Origin of the sequence: Methyloligella sp. GL2 (assembly GCF_013341275.1) — a bacterium.
GTDB lineage: Bacteria > Pseudomonadota > Alphaproteobacteria > Rhizobiales > Methyloligellaceae > Methyloligella.
The window spans coordinates 1,946,148-1,961,933 of record NZ_CP054476.1 but is presented as its reverse complement, the minus strand read 5'-3'; the positions used below and the strand labels follow the sequence as shown (position 1 = coordinate 1,961,933).

The 15,786-nt window shown below is 63.9% G+C and carries 17 protein-coding genes; 13 read left to right on the top strand and 4 right to left on the bottom strand.

Annotation, left to right across the window (positions count from 1 at the left end):
• Positions 1-83 precede the first annotated feature (83 nt).
• Positions 84-2,273: a lytic transglycosylase domain-containing protein gene (locus HT051_RS09310; RefSeq protein WP_174541774.1), complete on the bottom strand. Its 2,190-nt coding sequence runs from the start codon at positions 2,271-2,273 to the stop codon at positions 84-86.
• A 355-nt stretch (positions 2,274-2,628) separates the two neighbouring features.
• On the opposite strand from HT051_RS09310, the gene dapA reads away from it, so the two are divergent.
• Genes dapA through HT051_RS09295 form a run of 3 tightly spaced genes read left to right on the top strand, consistent with a single transcriptional unit; the run spans position 2,629 to position 4,459 of the window.
• Complete coding sequence (gene dapA / locus HT051_RS09305) at positions 2,629-3,477, top strand: 4-hydroxy-tetrahydrodipicolinate synthase (RefSeq protein WP_246810039.1); 849 nt, start codon at positions 2,629-2,631, stop codon at positions 3,475-3,477.
• Positions 3,478-3,495: 18 nt separating this feature from the next.
• Positions 3,496-3,966: an SsrA-binding protein SmpB gene (smpB, locus tag HT051_RS09300; protein WP_174541772.1), complete on the top strand. Its 471-nt coding sequence runs from the start codon at positions 3,496-3,498 to the stop codon at positions 3,964-3,966.
• Positions 3,953-4,459 (top strand): redoxin domain-containing protein, encoded by a 507-nt coding sequence (locus HT051_RS09295; protein ID WP_174541771.1) that lies wholly within the window; start codon positions 3,953-3,955, stop codon positions 4,457-4,459. Before smpB ends, HT051_RS09295 begins: the two co-directional genes overlap by 14 nt.
• Here the strand turns inward: HT051_RS09295 and HT051_RS09290 are convergent.
• From HT051_RS09290 to HT051_RS09280, 3 genes are all read right to left on the bottom strand, one after another.
• Positions 4,456-5,130, bottom strand: coding sequence for a uracil-DNA glycosylase (locus HT051_RS09290; RefSeq protein WP_174541770.1), 675 nt, complete (start codon positions 5,128-5,130; stop codon positions 4,456-4,458). The two genes, HT051_RS09295 and HT051_RS09290, sit on opposite strands and share 4 nt — an antisense overlap.
• Positions 5,127-6,023: an NAD(P)-dependent oxidoreductase gene (locus HT051_RS09285; RefSeq protein ID WP_174541769.1), complete on the bottom strand. Its 897-nt coding sequence runs from the start codon at positions 6,021-6,023 to the stop codon at positions 5,127-5,129. The genes HT051_RS09290 and HT051_RS09285 overlap by 4 nt, the downstream gene beginning before the upstream one ends.
• A 103-nt stretch (positions 6,024-6,126) precedes the next feature.
• A complete protein-coding gene (locus HT051_RS09280) occupies positions 6,127-6,765 on the bottom strand; it encodes an NYN domain-containing protein (protein ID WP_174541768.1) in 639 nt (212 codons plus the stop codon).
• 131 nt (positions 6,766-6,896) lie between these two features.
• On the opposite strand from HT051_RS09280, the gene folK reads away from it, so the two are divergent.
• The 10 genes from folK to recO all read left to right on the top strand — a co-directional run bounded on the left by folK (position 6,897) and on the right by recO (position 15,679).
• Positions 6,897-7,466, top strand: a complete 570-nt coding sequence (gene folK, locus HT051_RS09275) for a 2-amino-4-hydroxy-6-hydroxymethyldihydropteridine diphosphokinase (protein WP_174541767.1) — start codon at positions 6,897-6,899, stop codon at positions 7,464-7,466.
• Positions 7,467-7,538: 72 nt separating this feature from the next.
• Complete coding sequence (rpoZ, locus tag HT051_RS09270; RefSeq protein WP_174541766.1) at positions 7,539-7,949, top strand: DNA-directed RNA polymerase subunit omega; 411 nt, start codon at positions 7,539-7,541, stop codon at positions 7,947-7,949.
• Positions 7,950-8,090: 141 nt separating this feature from the next.
• Positions 8,091-10,325 (top strand): bifunctional (p)ppGpp synthetase/guanosine-3',5'-bis(diphosphate) 3'-pyrophosphohydrolase, encoded by a 2,235-nt coding sequence (locus HT051_RS09265; RefSeq protein WP_174541765.1) that lies wholly within the window; start codon positions 8,091-8,093, stop codon positions 10,323-10,325.
• A gap of 162 nt (positions 10,326-10,487) precedes the next feature.
• A complete protein-coding gene (locus HT051_RS09260) occupies positions 10,488-11,051 on the top strand; it encodes a DUF2062 domain-containing protein (protein ID WP_174541764.1) in 564 nt (187 codons plus the stop codon).
• 47 nt (positions 11,052-11,098) lie between these two features.
• Positions 11,099-11,878 carry a pyridoxine 5'-phosphate synthase gene (locus tag HT051_RS09255; RefSeq protein ID WP_174541763.1) on the top strand — a complete coding sequence of 260 codons (780 nt, stop codon included), beginning with the start codon at positions 11,099-11,101 and terminating at the stop codon, positions 11,876-11,878.
• 9 nt (positions 11,879-11,887) lie between these two features.
• Entirely contained in the window at positions 11,888-12,298 is a 411-nt protein-coding gene (acpS, locus tag HT051_RS09250) for a holo-ACP synthase (RefSeq protein WP_174541762.1), read from the top strand.
• Between the two features lie 64 nt (positions 12,299-12,362).
• The gene (gene lepB / locus HT051_RS09245; RefSeq protein ID WP_174541761.1) at positions 12,363-13,139 is read left to right on the top strand and encodes a signal peptidase I; all 777 of its coding nucleotides are present in this window, start codon (positions 12,363-12,365) and stop codon (positions 13,137-13,139) included.
• Between the two features lie 2 nt (positions 13,140-13,141).
• Positions 13,142-13,852, top strand: a complete 711-nt coding sequence (rnc, locus tag HT051_RS09240; protein ID WP_174541760.1) for a ribonuclease III — start codon at positions 13,142-13,144, stop codon at positions 13,850-13,852.
• A 1-nt stretch (position 13,853) separates the two neighbouring features.
• On the top strand, positions 13,854-14,783 hold the full coding sequence (gene era / locus HT051_RS09235) for a GTPase Era (RefSeq protein WP_371740608.1): 930 nt from the start codon (positions 13,854-13,856) through the stop codon (positions 14,781-14,783).
• Between the two features lie 161 nt (positions 14,784-14,944).
• Positions 14,945-15,679 (top strand): DNA repair protein RecO, encoded by a 735-nt coding sequence (gene recO, locus HT051_RS09230; RefSeq protein ID WP_174541758.1) that lies wholly within the window; start codon positions 14,945-14,947, stop codon positions 15,677-15,679.
• The last annotated feature ends 107 nt before the right edge of the window (positions 15,680-15,786 follow it).

Sequence of the window (15,786 nt, the reverse complement as noted above, 5' to 3'; positions counted from 1 at the left end):
GGAAAACACACGCATCCACTTTGCCACGCTTTGGTCGCGAGGAAACAGCTGTTAGCGGAGAAACGTGAAGCGCCGGTGATCGGCTAGTTGGAATCGGCCTCTACCCACAGCATGGCCTCGGCCTCTTCCGCCTCGTCGCGCTTGCCGCGATTGAGGTCCTGCCAAAGCTGCAAGGCGCCGTCCTCGCCATGCAGGCGCGAGCGGTAGAGCTGCAGGCTCTCCATGATCTTGATCACGTAGTTGCGGGTCTCGGTATAGGGGATGCTCTCCACCCAATCGACCGGATCGACATTGGGATCACGCGGATCGCCATATGCCTCCACCCAGTCGCGCACTCGGCCGGGCCCGGCGTTGTAAGCGACCAGCGCCATGAAGTAGGAGCCGTCGTAATTGTTGATCAGATCGCCGAGATGGGCCTCGCCGAGCTGCACGTTGTAGGCGGCGTTGGTGAGGCTCGCCAGGCTGTACTTCACCTTGAACTGGCGCGCGATAAGCTTCGCCGTGGACGGCATCAGCTGCATCAGACCGCGGGCGCCGGCGGGGCTCTTCGCCTCGGCATTGAACTCGCTCTCCTGGCGGGAGAGCGCATGCACCAGCGCGACATCCACCTTGTCGGCAAGGCGCACGAAATCCGGCAGCATGCCGACGGGCAGGGCGTAATCGCCGACCGGCATATCCCGGTTGAAGGCGATCTTGGCGAGGCGAATGCTCATCTGCCGGTGGTCGCAGCGTTTCGCCAGCTCGGCCAGCAGCACCACCTCTTCGGGGCTGTTCAGCGTGCGCGCCAGCGAGATGTAGAACAGCGGCGCCAGGTAATCGGAATCCGCCGCCATCGCCACCCCGATCGCCCGCACCGAATCCCGCTGCAAGAAGCGCTGAATATCGGCTTCGGAGGGCCGCGGCGTGCCGGTCACCGCAAGACGCGCCGGCTTGGCATCCAGCGCCTGGCGGCCGAGCTGCCCGTAATAATGCTGCGGAAAGCGCGCCGCCGCCGCGTAATGGATGATCGCCGTGTTGCGGTCGCCCAGCGCTTCGGCCGTGCGGCCGAGCCAGTATTCGGCCCGCGACATGCTGTTGGAATCGTCGGCGGCCCGCTTCAGCGCCACGAAATGGGTCAGCGCGGTCTTCGGATCTTTGCGGAAGCGCAGCGCGATCCACCCGGCCATGAATTCGGCCTCGTCGAAATCCTCGCCTTCGAGCGGCCCGTGCTCGGCGGCGATACGATAGGCCGCCTCGTAGTTATGAGCCTGCAGCGCGGCGCGGCAATTGATCCGCCGCTCGATCCACCACTCCTCCATGTCGATGAGCTTGGCGGGATCCTGCGGGGCGGAGAGCAGAAGCGTCCAGGCTTCCTCCTCCTTGTCGTTGCGGCGGAGATACTGGATGCGGTTGAACAGTAGCCCGACATCGCCGTCCTGGCCATCCTTCGGCAGAGCCTCCAGCAGCTTGCCGGCATTGGAGCTGCGCTTCACCACGGCGATGCGCGCTTCGATCACCTTCTGCTTTTTCTCGGGCAGCAGCTTGGCGGTCCGCTCCGCATCGCCAAGAAGGCTGTTCTTGTCCGGGTAGAGCAGCATGTCGACGCGCGCCTGATGGTCGGCCTCGCTCAGCATGCCGTCGAAATCTTCGAGGATCTTCTTCTCGGCGCGCTCGCTCATGCGGTGCTGACGCCAGGCGGACACGATCAGCTTCTGCGCCTCGTCCTTGTTTCCTTCCGAAAGATAGGCTTCCGCCAGGGCCGCCTTGCCGGCGCCTGTTTCCGGCGGGCTCACTTGGAAGAAGGCTTCGATCTCATCCGCCCGCGCCTCGCCGAAAAACAGCCGCGCCTCGGCCTCTTCCCGCAGATCGTCGCGCGAGGGCCAAAGCGGATTTTCCAGCCGGAAGCGCTCAATGGTCTGGGCACTGGCGGCCGCGTTATCGCTCTTATAGGCGTACCAGGTGGCGAGCTTCTTCGCCGCCGGGTCCTGGATGCGCTCGATCGCCTTCGCCGCCTCGCTGCCGTTTCCGGCATAGGCGCTGCGCACGACCTCGCCCAAATGGGCCTTGTCGGAATCGCTGAGCTTGTATTCGAGGATCGGTTTCAGGATCTTCGAAAAATCCATCCCCGGCACCGGAGAGGGCTCTTCGGGCTCCGGCTTCTTCTTCTCGGGAATCACGTCCGGCGGGGCGAGCAGAGTCGGGTTCCGCTCCGGCATGCCGATGCTGCCGGCGAGGACGTCGGTGCCGGGCAGGGCCGCCGCAAGCCCGGCAGCAAGCACAAAGAAAGCGGACACGCCGCTGCGTTTCATCTTTGCGTCTCTCTGTTGAACATTGGCCGAAGCACCGGAACACCGGCGCCACCGGAAGCGGAACACCCCCACAACCTTACCAATTTTCGACGAGGCGTTCCCATCAATGTGCCAAAATACGTCGGAAACATGGTGTGTCCCCCGCACCAGTTTCAAGGAATGCGGGAAACCGAGGAGAGATGCGACCGCTTGGCCGTATCGTCATGCTTGCTGGCCTGAGCGCAAATCCCTATTGTCCGCCGTATTTTTCCAAGGTCCCTAAGGCGCCTAGGCGGCGCCTCGTTCAGCTCAGGAGTTTCTCCGCGTGTCTACGGCTTCTTTTCGCGGCTCACTTACGGCGTTGATCACGCCTTTCAAGAACGGCGCTCTCGATCTCGACGCGTTTCAGAAATTCGTCGAGTGGCAGATTGCGCAAGGGTCCCACGGGCTGGTCCCGGTGGGGACGACCGGCGAATCGCCGACTCTCACCCATGCCGAGCACGACAAGGTGATCGAGGCCTGTATCGAGGCCGCGGCGGGCCGCGTGCCGGTCATCGCCGGCACCGGCTCCAACGCCACGGCCGAAGCGATCCGTCTGACCAAACACGCCAAATCCGCCGGCGCAGACGGCGCGCTCGTGGTTACGCCCTACTACAACAAGCCGACCCAGGAAGGGCTGTATCTGCATTTCAAGGCGATCAACGATGCCGTCGATCTGCCGATTATCATCTACAACATCCCGCCGCGCAGCGTGATTGACATGTCGGTGGCGACCATGGCGCGGCTCGCCGAGCTGCCCAATATCGTCGGGGTGAAGGACGCGACCGCCAATCTCGCCCGGGTCAGCCAGCAGCGTGCCGCCATGGGAGAGGGCTTCATTCAGCTTTCCGGCGAGGACGCCACGGCGCTCTCCTTCAACGTCCATGGCGGGCGCGGCTGCATCTCGGTCACCGCCAATATCGCGCCGGCGCTTTGCGCCGAGTTCCAGGAGGCCTGCCTCAACTGGGATTACAAGAAGGCGCTGGAAATCCAGGATCGGCTGCTGCCGGTGCACGAGGCGCTGTTCGTCGAATCCAATCCCGGCCCGGTGAAATACGCCGCCGAACGCCTTGGCCTGTGCAGCGGCGAGACGCGGCTGCCGCTCGCCCCGATCATGCCGGAGACCGCGAAGCGCGTGGATGCGGCGCTCGAAAAAGCCGGGCTGCTTTAGCCGGGAAGGGCACATGTCATGGCCGCAAAGCACGGGACCGGCAAAACCATCGCCGAGAACCGTAAGGCCCGCTTCAACTACGAGATCGGCGACAAGCTCGAGGCGGGGATCGTCCTAGCCGGGTCCGAGGTGAAGTCCTTGCGCACGGGGAAGGCGAATATTGCCGAATCTTACGCTTCGGCGGAAGACGGCGAGATGTATCTCATCAACGCCCATATCCCCGAATACGTGCAGGCCGGGCGGGACAATCACGACCCGCGCCGGCGGCGCAAGCTCTTGCTGCACAAGAAGGAGATGGACCGGCTCTCCGGCGCCATCCAGCGCGAGGGCATCACCGTCATTCCCTTGCGGCTCTATTTCAACGATCGCGGCGTGGCCAAGGTGGAGCTCGGCGTCGGCAAGGGTAAGAAGCTGCACGACAAGCGCGAGACCGAGAAGAAGCGCGATTGGGACCGCCAGAAGGCCCGCATCATGCGTGAGCGCGGGTGAAGACATGCAGCCGGGGATGACTCTGCCGGACGTCGCCCTGCCGTCCACCGACGGGCGCGACATCGATCTTGGCGCCTTGCCGGGAAAGGTGCTGCTGATCGTCTATCCCTGGACCGGACAGCCGGGCGCGCCCAACCCGCCCAATTGGGACGACATTCCCGGCGCCCATGGCTCCACCCCGGAGCTGGAGGCGTTTCGCGATCTCGCCGTGCAATTCGCCGCCCGGGGCATCGCGCTTCTGGCGCTCAGCCGCCAGGCCACCGGCTATCAGCAGGAGCTGGTCACGCGGCTCGGCCTGCCGTTTCCAATACTGAGCGATGTGGAGGATCGGGTCTGGCCGGCGCTTCGCCTCGAGACATTCGAGACCGGCGGCGAGACCTATCTGACCCGCGTCACCTTGCTGATCGAAAACGGCGCGGTCGCCCGCGTGTTCGACAAGATCCGAGATCCCGGCGCCCACGCGGCAGAGCTGCTCGCCAAGCTCGAAGCCTAGCTTCCCCGAAGCGTTTCGCGGATCGAAGCGAAGACGGATTCGAACATCTCTTCGGTCAACACGCCGGTATTCGTGTTGTAGCGGGAGCAGTGATAGCTGTCGAAGAAGTGGAGCCCGCCGGGCAGGGCGTGGCTTGCCCCATGGCCGAACGGATAATCCTTCAGCTTCAGCCCGAAGGCCCGCAGCGTGCTGTCATGGGCGATGCGCCCCAGCGCCAGGATCGCGATCAGCTTCGGCAGGCTTGCGATGCGTTCGACGAGGAAGGGCCGGCAGGCGCTGATCTCTTTCGGCGTCGGCTTGTTGGCCGGCGGCACGCAGCGCACCGCATTGGTGATCATGCAATCGACCAGCCTCAGGGCTTGCGGCGTCTCTGGCGCGTGACGGCCCGTGGCGAGGCCGAATTTCAGCAAGGTCGAATAGAGCAGATCGCCGGCGAAATCCCCCATGAACGGAAACCCGGTGCGGTTCGCGCCCTTCAGCCCGGGCGCCAGCCCGACGATCAGCAGCCGCGCATCGTCCGGCCCGAATGAAGGAACCGCATGATTGAACCAGTTGGGATGGGCCGCCCGGTTCTCCTCGCGGAATTCCACCAGCCGCGGACAGATACGGCAGTCGGGCGGCGGCTCCGCACCGCATGCGGCATAGGTTTCCGCCGCCAGCTCCGCTGTCATTGACCGCCGCTCGCAGGCGCTTCGCCGGCATTGCGGGCGACCAGAAGCCCCAACGCGGCCCAGTCCAGATCGCCATCGCCGGTCGCCATCAAGGTCAGGAAACGGTCGGCGATCAGGCTTGCTGTCGACATCGGAACTTGCAGGGATTCTGCCGCATCCAGCACCAGCCCGAGATCCTTGCGGCCGAGCGTTGCAGTAAAGCCCGGAGGCTCATAGCGCCCCTCGATGATCATATTGCCATAGGTCTTGTAGACCGGCGCGGTGAACAGGGTTTCGGTCAGCATGTCCAGATATTGCCGCTTATCGATGCCCGCCTTGGAGGCGAGCGTGATCGCTTCGCTGAGCGATTGGATCACCGCGGTGATCAGGAAATTGCCGCTGAGCTTCACCAGATTGGCCTTCTCGGCCTCCGCACCATAGGGGAAGGTGCGCTGACCCAGCGCGTCGAACACCGGCTGGGCTTTGGCCAAGGCATCCTCCGGGCCGGCGGCGACAACGAACAGCTTGGCCGCCGCGGCGGCATCGGGACGCCCGAACACCGGCGCGGAGAGATATTGCTGGCCGGCCGCCTTATGCGCCTCGGCCAATTTCTCGGCCAGCGCCATGCTGATCGTGCTCATGGAGATATGCAGCGCACCTTGGGGCAGGGCGGCCAGGATCCCGTCCTCGCCGAACACCACAGCTTCCACCGCCGCGTCGTTGGAGAGCATGGACACCACGATATCGCCGCGCGCCGCGTCACCCGGCGTGGGCGCGAATTCGGCACCTTGCGCGATCAGGAAATCGGCCTTCGCCTTGGTGCGGTTATGCACGCTCAAGGGCGAGGCCAGGGAAAGAAGATGCGGGGCCATGGCGCTTCCCATCGCGCCGAGGCCGACAAAACCGATTTTCATGAAACGATGATCCAAAAGCTGAGGCGTCTAAACGCCGAGACTTGTAAACGCCGAGACTTGGCGATTCGGGGGAAATGCGCTGCGCAGCAGCCTAACCGATACGCTAGGGCTCCATGAAGTCGTCGGGCTCGCCCATGTCTTGCTCGTCCATGTCTTGCTCTCCCATGTCTTCCTCCTCGGTGTGCGCCCTTGCCTCGCGCGGCGGACGCTCGCTCGGCTTGCGACCGATCTCGGCTTGCAGATCGGCCAGATCGATAAAGTGGTCCGCCTGCCGCCGCAGCTCGTCGGCCACCATGGGCGGCGTGGTGACCAGCGTGGAGACCACGCTCACCCGCTTGCCCTTATGCTGCAGCGCCTCCACCAGCGAGCGGAAATCCCCGTCGCCCGAGAACAGCACCACATGGTCGAGGAATTCGGAGAGCTCCATGGCATCGACGGCAAGCTCGATATCCATATTGCCCTTGATCCGCCGCCGGCCCGCCGCGTCGGTAAACTCCTTGGTCGGCTTGGTCACCATGGTGTAGCCGTTATAGTCCAGCCAATCGATCAACGGCCGGATGGAGGAGTATTCCTGCTCGTCGGCAAGCGCGGTGTAATACAGCGCCCGGATCATCCGGGCCTCGCCGCTGAACACCTGCAACAGCCGCTTATAGTCGATATCGAAACCGAGCGCCTTGGCGGCGGCGTAGAGATTGGCCCCGTCGACAAACAAGGCCATCCGTTCATCAGGATAGAAATGCATTTATCAAACCTGTCAAAACTGGCTAAACGCAAGAAAGCGCAACAGGTTCACTGTTCGGACGCGAGTGCGGCATCCTGGTGGCAGGCGCGACCTTCGATCGCTTGTTCAAGCGCGAATCCGCGGGGTGCGGCATGGCCAAGGTCCTGATTGCCCTCGGCGCCAATATCCGTGGCCGTTGGGGCGCGCCGGACGCCGCCCTGGCCAAAGCCCTCAAGACGCTTCAATCCCCGCGCTTTCGCCTTAGCACCGTCTCGCCGCTCTATCGCAGCGATCCCATCGGCCAGCCGGGGCAGGAGCCCTACGCCAATGCCGTGGCCCTCTTCGAAACCGCGCTGCCGCCCGAGGCGGTGTTGCGGCTTTTGAAGCAAACCGAGGCGAAAGCCGGCCGGCGCGGCGAGCACGCCCCCTGGGGGCCGCGCAGCCTCGACCTCGATTTGCTGGACTATGCCGGGCAGGTTCGGGGCTGGGACGGAGAGGCATCGCCTTTCGCCAGAGCTGGTAAACGGCCGCTGATCCTGCCCCATCCGCAAGCTCAGCACCGGCCCTTCGTGATTCGACCCCTGGCCGATATCGCGCCCCATTGGCGCCACCCGGTGCTGCATAAGACCGCATCCCGGTTATGGCGGGATTTGCTGCGCCAGGGCCAAGATGGCGGGCTACTGCCTGCGAATTGGCCCGCTTCAAACCCCGGAAATACTTGACGTCGCTTGCGTTAGCGGCCTTAAACGCCTAAATAAAGCGCAGAAGCAAAGCCCGAAAATAAGGAAGACTCGATGGCACGCGTTACCGTCGAAGATTGCGTCGACAAGGTCGAAAACAGATTCGAGCTGGTTCTCCTCGCCAGCCATCGCGCGCGCACCATTTCGGCTGGCGCGCCGATCACCGTGGATCGCGACAACGATAAGAACCCGGTTGTCGCTCTGCGTGAGATCGCCGACGAGAAGGTCTCGACCGACGATCTGAAAGAGGACTTCATCCACTCCATGCAGAAATATGTCGAGGTGGATGAGCCCGAGGCCGATGCCGTTCCCGATATGCATTCGGAGGGCCGCGTTCCGCTGCTGGGTCAGGACGATCCGTCTATCGATACGCAGATCGATAAGATGAGCGAGGAAGAACTCCTTCGCAGGATGGCCACCCAGGCACCGTCGGATGGCTCCAATGCGGGACCGCGCTCGCGCTGAGCTTCGAAATTTTAGGGGCGCCCGCTACAGTGCGGGCGCGACCCTGAAACCCAAAACGCACACCACAAATCTCAAGCGGCGCGCGTCGCAAGTTTGCGCAGCTGCCATTGCGCCTGCGCGGTTTCGTCCAGGACGCCGCCCATGATGCGCCAATACGAGCTTGTCGAACGCGTCCTTAGCTATGAGCCGGACGCAGACGAGGCGCTGCTGAACCGCGCCTATGTCTATGCCATGCGCGCCCATGGCAATCAGAAGCGGGCCTCCGGCGCGCCGTTCTTCTCCCATCCTCTCGAAGTTGCTGCGATCCTCGCCGATATGCGCCTGGACGATGCCACCATCGCCACCGCGCTGCTGCACGACACCATCGAGGATACCGACGCCACCAAGGACAAGATCGACAGTCTGTTCGGCCGCGAGATCGGCTCGCTGGTCGAGGGCCTGACGAAGATCAAGAAGCTGGACCTGGTCACCAAGAAGGCCGAGCAGGCGGAGAATTTCCGCAAGCTGCTGCTCGCCATCTCCTCCGATATCCGCGTGCTTTTGGTGAAGCTGGCCGACCGGCTGCACAACATGCGCACGCTGAAGCACATGCCGGCGCCGAAGCGCAAGACCGTGGCCCAGGAGACCATGGATATCTATGCGCCGCTGGCTGGCCGCATGGGCATGCAATGGCTGCGCGAGGAGCTGGAGGATCACGCCTTCCGCTGGCTGAACCCGAAGGGCTACCGCGCCGTGGTCAACCGGCTGGAGACCTTGCGCGAGGCCAATCAAGGCCTCATCGACGAGATCGAGATCGCGCTCAAGGCCAAGCTGGAAGAGGCCAAGCTGGAGGCCAAGGTGGTCGGCCGCGAGAAGAAACCCTACGCCATCTGGGCCAAGATGGAGCGCAAGCAGATCAGCCTAGAGCAACTGTCCGACATCTACGCCTTCCGCATCATCGTCGACGATCTGGTCGACTGCTACCGGGCGCTCGCCGTGGTGCACACCACCTGGCACACCGTTCCGGGCCGCTTCAAGGACTACATCTCCAATCCGAAGCAGAACGACTATCAGTCGATCCACACCACCATCGTCGGACCGCGCCATCAGCGCGTCGAGCTGCAGATCCGCACCGAGCGCATGCACCAAGTCGCCGAATACGGCGTCGCGGCCCATGCGCTCTATAAGGACAACGGCTCCGGCGCCATCGTGCCGTCCAAGGACTCGAATGCCTATCGCTGGCTGCGCCATCTGGTGGAGATGCTGCAGGAGGGCGACAACTCCGAGGAATTCCTGGAACACACCAAGCTGGAGCTGTTTCAGGACCAGGTGTTCTGCTTCACCCCCAAGGGCCGCCTGATCGCGCTGCCGCGCGGGGCGAACGCCATCGACTTCGCCTATGCGGTGCATACCGATGTCGGCAACACCTGCGTCGGCGCCAAGATCAACGGCCGGCCGATGCCGCTCGCCACCGCGCTGCGCAATGGCGACGAGGTGGAGATCATCTGCTCCGCCGGCCAGCACCCGAAGCCCGCCTGGGAGAAGCTGGCGATCACCGGCAAGGCCCGCTCCAATATCCGCCGTGCCACCAAAGTGGCGGTGCGCGAGCAATATGGCGGGCTGGGCCGCATGATCCTGCAGCGTGCCTTCGCCCGCCAGGGCAGGGAGTTCGCCGAGGAAGCCCTTGCCGGCGCCCTCGACCGCCTGTCTCAGAAAACCGCCGAGGACGTGATCACCGCCGTCGGCCGCGGCGAGCTGTCCTCCGCCGATGTGGTCAAGGCCGTGTTCCCCGACGAGACCGCCGAGACCACGTCACCGCCCGCGCCGAAGCGCAAATCCAGGCAGAAGAAGGTGAAGGGCGACGAGGAAGGCTGGTTCGGATTCGGCAAGGTGATGGGGCTGAAATTCCGCTGGCCCGGCTCCGGCAAGTCCCGCAAGGACCCGCTCGCCGGCATTCCGATCCGCGGCCTGTCTGGCGATCTGCCGGTGAAATTCGCCGAAGGCGGCGCCGTCCCGGGCGACCGTATCGTCGGCATTCTCACCCCCGGGGAGGGGATCACCATCTATCCCATCCACGCCCCGGCGCTACGCCAATTCGACGAGGAGCTGGACCGCTGGATCGACGTCACCTGGGATATGGACGAGGAGAACCCACAGCGTTTTCCGGCCCAGCTGGAGCTGGTGGCCCTCAACGAGCCGGGCAGCCTGGCCAAGATCGCCGCGATTATCGGCGAGGCGGACGGCAATATCACCAACATCAAGATGACCAATCAGCTACCCGACTTCACCGAAATGCTGATCGATGTCGACATCTGGGATTTGAAGCATCTGAACGGCCTCATCTCGCAGTTGCGGGCGGTCGATGTGGTCAGCGACGTCAAACGGGCTGAAGCGTGATCTTGGCCGTAACCTTGGCCGAGACCTCGGGCGCTGGAGCCCAATCCTGCGGCGCATCGTCCGCGGACTTGGTTGCGTTGGTTCATTTCTTACCTTTATAGGGCTTAGAAACGTGCAGTGGCTGCCATTTTTCCAGCCCGTTTGCATGCTTTGAGGTTGCTCATGCTGTTCAAACGCCGTGAGGAAGAGCCCTTGCTGACCAAGGCCAGAGTGCATCTTTGGCCGCGGCGGAGCTGGACCCGCTCGACTCTCTACGTGACCCACAGGCTGAAACGCCTGAGCGCCAGCCCCCATGCCATCGCGCTGGGCTTCGCGATCGGCTGCTTCATCGCCACCACGCCGCTGCTCGGCTGCCATGTCATCCTCAGCGCCCTGGTCGCTTGGGCCATGGGCGGCAGCATCGTCGCCTCCTTCTTCGGCACCTTCGTCGGCAATCCGGTGACCTATCCGATTGCCTGGTACGCCAGCTACAAGGTCGGCACCGTGTTGCTCGGCTTGCCGCCAAACCATCTCCACGCCGATTTCTCCAGGAACCTGTTCAGCGCCTCCTGGGAGCAGATCTGGCCGATCTTCAAGCCGACGCTGCTCGGCAGTATTCCTATCGGCCTTCTCGTCGCGGCGATCGCCTATTTCCTGATGAAGACCGCCGTGCAGGTCTATCAGGAGCGCCGCCGTCGCCGTTTCGCCTTGCGCCGTCCCCAGGGCGAGATCGTCAGCGCACCGTAACCGCCTCATGCGGCCCGCAAGGGCCACCGTCCAATGGACAAACCGTAATGCCCGAATTTCCTCCCATACGCCTCGGCGTGAATATCGACCATGTCGCCACCTTGCGGAACGCTCGCGGCGCGCCTTATCCCGATCTCAAACGCGCCGCCCAGGTGGCGATCGATGCCGGCGCCGACAACATCACCGCCCATCTGCGCGAGGACCGGCGCCATATCCGCGACGCCGATATCGCCATGCTCGCCGAAATGCCCATTCCGCTGAACATGGAGATGGCAGTGACGCCGGAGATGCAGGCGATCGCTCTGCAGCATCGCCCCCATGCCTGTTGCCTGGTGCCGGAGCGGCGCGAGGAGCTGACCACCGAAGGTGGCCTCGATGCTGCTGCCCAGGGCGAGGGGCTGAGCCGTTTCATCCGCGCCTTGCGGGCCGCCGGTATCCGTGTCTCCCTGTTCCTCGATCCCGATCTTGAGCAGATCGCGGTGGCCGCCGATGTCGGCGCCGATGCGGTGGAGCTTCACACCGGCACCTATTGCAATGCGGAGATCGACGGCCGGGCCGACGATTTCGCCAGGGAGCTGGCGCGGATCGAGACCGCCGCCGCCTTCGCCGCCGAGAAGGGGCTGGAGGTCCATGCCGGCCACGGCTTCACCTACACCAACGTCAAGCCGGTTGCGGCGATCCCGCAAGTGGTGGAGCTGAATATCGGCCACTTCCTGATCAGCGAAGGCATCTTCGTGGGACTTCGCGAATCCATTCGCCATATGCACGACATCATGCGGCGCACCCGCAAACAGGCGGCGGCGCAGGCGGAAGAGGGCGCACTTTAGCGAAACGACATGATCATCGGCCTCGGCAACGACATTATCGACATCCGGCGGGTGGAGAAGACCATCGAGCGCTACGGCGACCGGTTTCTCGACCGCATCTTCACCGATATCGAACGGGCGAAATCCGACGCCCGCGCGCTGCGCGCCGCTTCCTATGCCAAGCGCTTCGCCGCCAAGGAGGCCTGCTCCAAGGCGCTGGGCACCGGCTTCAGCGAAGGCGTGTTCTGGCGCGATATGGGTGTGGTGAACCTTGCCTCGGGCCGCCCCACCATGGCACTCACCGGCGGGGCACTGCAGGCGCTGGAACGTATCACGCCCGAAGGCCTCACCACCCGAATCGATCTCACCATCACCGACGATTTCCCGACGGCGCAGGCCATCGTGATAATTTCCGCCGTCCCAGAGGGGGCGCTTCGCTGAGGCGTTTGCCTCGCGCCCGACGAGGGTCTATAGGGCTCTCTCCAACGAAAGGTCAGCACCGGTTATGACATCATCCAGCGAGGAGAAGGCGTCGGCCGACGTCGAGAAGCAGGACGCCGAGCCGCGAAGCAGTATCTTCACGGTCATCATTCCGGCCCTGCTGCTTGCGCTGTTGGTGCGGATCTTCCTGTTCCAGCCGTTCAATATCCCGTCCGGCTCGATGATTCCGACGCTGCTGATCGGCGATTATCTGTTCGTCTCGAAATACAGCTACGGCTACAGCAAATATTCCTTCCCCTTCAGCCCGGACCTGTTCTCCGGGCGCATCTTCGGCAGCCTGCCGAAGCGGGGCGACGTGGTGGTGTTCAAGCTGCCCACCGACAACAAGACCGACTACATCAAACGCGTCATCGGCCTTCCCGGCGACGAGATCCAGATGCGCAAAGGCGTGCTCTACATCAACGGCACGCCGGTGAAGAAGGAGCGCATCGAGGATTTCACCTCCTACACGCCGACCGGCGCCGAACGGCACCTGCCGCAATATCGCGAGACCCTGCCCAACGGGGTGAGCTATCGCACCCTCGACCTGGTGCAGAACGGAATTAGCGACAACACCGAGGTCTATAAGGTGCCGCCGAACCATCTCTTCATGATGGGCGACAACCGCGACAACTCCACCGACAGCCGCTTCCTCTCCGAGGTCGGCTATGTGCCGGTGGAGAATCTGATCGGCCATGCTCAGGTGATCTTCTTCTCCCTCGGCGAGGGCGCTCATTTCTGGCAGCTCTGGCGTTGGCCGACCGCGGTGCGCGGCTCGCGCCTCTTCGATCTGGTGCGTTAGGCTTGGGCAAGCAGAACGACCACGGCCTGAAACAGCTTTGCGATAGGCTCGGCTACCACTTCAGCGATCCCGGCCTTCTGAAACTGGCGCTGACCCATTCCAGCGCCCGTGCCGTGGCCAAGGCCGACAAGGACAATGAGCGGCTGGAATTCCTCGGCGACCGCGTGCTGGGCCTCGCCATCGCCGAACTCTTGACCGCCACCTTTCCCGATGCGCCGGAAGGTCAGCTCGCCCGCTGGTTCAATCATCTCGTCCGCGCCAACACTTGCGCCGAGGTGGGCCAGGTTTGGGAGCTCGGCAATGTGCTGGTAATGAGCGGCGGCGAGGCCGGCAGCGGCGGGCGCAAGAAGATGACTATCCTCGCCAATGCCTGCGAGGCGGTGCTGGGCGCGGTGTTCCTCGATGCCGACTATCAGAGGGCCCGCGATCTGATCCACCGCTTCTGGGAGCCGTATCTGCACGAGCTGGAAGAGGCCGCGGCCGACGCCAAATCGGCATTGCAGGAATGGGCGCAAGGGCGCGGCCTGCCGCTTCCCCGCTATGTGGAAGCCGGACGCTCCGGCCCCGATCACGCCCCGCTGTTTACCACCGAAGTCTGCATCGAGGGCGAGGAGCCGGCCCGCGGCGAGGGGGCCAGCAAACGCGCCGCCGAGCAGGCCGCCGCACTGGCCTTTCTGCTTCGCGAAAAGATCTGGGAGCGCGCCCATGGCTGATATGGCCGAGACGCCCGATATGCCTGAATCCGAGACCGGCACCCGCTGCGGCTTCGTCGCTCTGATCGGCGCGCCCAATAGCGGCAAGTCCACCCTGACCAATTCCCTGGTCGGCGCCAAGATCTCCATCGTGACCCACAAGGCCCAGACCACGCGCGGCCCGGTGCGCGGGCTGGCGCTTCAGGACAAATCGCAGATCGTCCTGGTCGATACGCCCGGCATCTTTCAGCCCAAGCGGCGCCTGGACCGAGCCATGACCGCGGCGGCTTGGGACCGGGCAGGGGATGCCGATCTCGTCCTCCTGGTGATCGATGCCAAGCGCGGCATCGACGAGGGGCTGGAAGCGGTGCTCGAACATATCGGCGAGGTGAAGCGCCCCGTCGCTTGCGCGCTCAACAAGGTCGACCTAGTCAAGAAGCCGAAGCTTCTGGAGCTGGTGGCCAAGCTCTCCGAAACCGGAAGCTTCGACCGCATCTTCATGATCTCCGCGCTCACCGGCGACGGCGTCGCCGATCTGAAGACTTATCTCGCCGAGAGCGTGCCGCCGGGCCCCTGGCTGTTCCCGGAGGATCAGCTCACCGACGCACCGCTGCGCCAGGCCGCCGCCGAGATCACCCGCGAGAAGCTGTTTCTGCGTCTGCACGAGGAGCTGCCCTATTCGCTGACCGTCGAGCCCACCGAATGGAAGACCCTGCGCGACGGCAGCGCCCGCATCGAGCAGACCATCTATGTGGAGCGCGATAGTCAGAAGAAGATCGTGCTCGGCGCCAAGGGCGCGACGATCAAGGAGATCGGCCAGGCCGCACGCAAAGAGATTGCCGAGATCGCCGGCACGCCGGTGCATCTGTTCTTGTTCGTGAAGGTGCGCGAGCGCTGGTCCGAGGATCCGGAGCGCTATCGCGAAATGGGGCTGGATTATCCCAAGGGATAAGGCAGAACTGTTATCTCGAATTCTGCCCTCCTTTCAGGGGGAGGGGAGAGCAAAGGCACAGCGGCCTCCCTCCCCCTAAAAGGGGGAGGGTCGGGGAGGGGGTCAGAGCTGGGTTTGATGGGGGCTCAAGAAGCCCCCTGCCGGCATGGACGTGAAAAACCATGGATTGGCGCGACGACGCTATCGTGCTTTCGGTGCGGCCTTTGGGCGAAGCCAATGTGATCGCCGAAATGCTGACCGCCGAGCATGGCCGCCATCTCGGCCTGGTGCGCGGCGGCCGTTCGCGCCGTCTGCGTCCGCTGCTGCAGCCGAGCAATCACGTTCACATCACCTGGCGCGCCCGGCTGGCCGAGCATCTCGGCTCTATGACCGTGGAGCTGATCGACGCCAATGCCGCCGGCGTGCTGGACGATCCGGTGGCGCTCGCCGCCATCGAATCCCTCACATCTATGGCTAGGCTCCTGCCCGAGCGCGATCCCCATCCGGCGCTGTATCGCTCCGCGCTCGCCGTCTTCGCCAATCTGGATGAGCGCGAGATCTGGCCCGCCCAGCTGGTCCGCTGGGAGCTCGATTTTCTTGGCGATATGGGGTTTGGCTTGGACCTCAGCGCCTGCGCCGCCACCGGCGTCACCGATGCGCTGACCTATGTCTCGCCGCGCTCCGGCCGGGCCGTCTCCGCGGAGGCCGGCGAGCCATATGCGGAGAAGCTATTGCCGCTGCCGGCCTTTTTGCGCGATGCCCAGGTGGAGGTGACGGCAAACGACCTCAGCTCGGGCTTCGAGCTCACCGGCTTCTTCCTCGACCGGCATATCTTCGGCCCGCAAGGCGTGGCCATGCCGCAAGCCCGCGAGCGGATGATCACGCTTCTGAACCGGAAGAAGCCGGCGCCGGCTTAGTGCGACCTAGATCGCGCGAATTTTCGCTCCGAAACGCAAAATCAGTCGCCAAAAACGATTCCATACGAGTCAGCTCAGATATCGAGTTTCCGGACGCCTGGCGAGAT

What these genes read in the sequence shown, in the direction of transcription:
- HT051_RS09290 (WP_174541770.1), bottom strand. Translation starts at nt 5,130, where the DNA reads ATGACAGCGGAGCTGGCGGCGGAAACCTATGCCGCATGCGGTGCGGAG.
- HT051_RS09265 (WP_174541765.1), top strand. Translation starts at nt 8,091, where the DNA reads ATGATGCGCCAATACGAGCTTGTCGAACGCGTCCTTAGCTATGAGCCG.
- HT051_RS09280 (WP_174541768.1), bottom strand. Translation starts at nt 6,765, where the DNA reads ATGCATTTCTATCCTGATGAACGGATGGCCTTGTTTGTCGACGGGGCC.
- recO (WP_174541758.1), top strand. Translation starts at nt 14,945, where the DNA reads ATGGATTGGCGCGACGACGCTATCGTGCTTTCGGTGCGGCCTTTGGGC.
- folK (WP_174541767.1), top strand. Translation starts at nt 6,897, where the DNA reads ATGGCCAAGGTCCTGATTGCCCTCGGCGCCAATATCCGTGGCCGTTGG.
- smpB (WP_174541772.1), top strand. Translation starts at nt 3,496, where the DNA reads ATGGCCGCAAAGCACGGGACCGGCAAAACCATCGCCGAGAACCGTAAG.
- HT051_RS09255 (WP_174541763.1), top strand. Translation starts at nt 11,099, where the DNA reads ATGCCCGAATTTCCTCCCATACGCCTCGGCGTGAATATCGACCATGTC.
- acpS (WP_174541762.1), top strand. Translation starts at nt 11,888, where the DNA reads ATGATCATCGGCCTCGGCAACGACATTATCGACATCCGGCGGGTGGAG.
- era (WP_371740608.1), top strand. Translation starts at nt 13,854, where the DNA reads ATGGCCGAGACGCCCGATATGCCTGAATCCGAGACCGGCACCCGCTGC.
- HT051_RS09260 (WP_174541764.1), top strand. Translation starts at nt 10,488, where the DNA reads ATGCTGTTCAAACGCCGTGAGGAAGAGCCCTTGCTGACCAAGGCCAGA.
- rpoZ (WP_174541766.1), top strand. Translation starts at nt 7,539, where the DNA reads ATGGCACGCGTTACCGTCGAAGATTGCGTCGACAAGGTCGAAAACAGA.
- lepB (WP_174541761.1), top strand. Translation starts at nt 12,363, where the DNA reads ATGACATCATCCAGCGAGGAGAAGGCGTCGGCCGACGTCGAGAAGCAG.
- HT051_RS09285 (WP_174541769.1), bottom strand. Translation starts at nt 6,023, where the DNA reads ATGAAAATCGGTTTTGTCGGCCTCGGCGCGATGGGAAGCGCCATGGCC.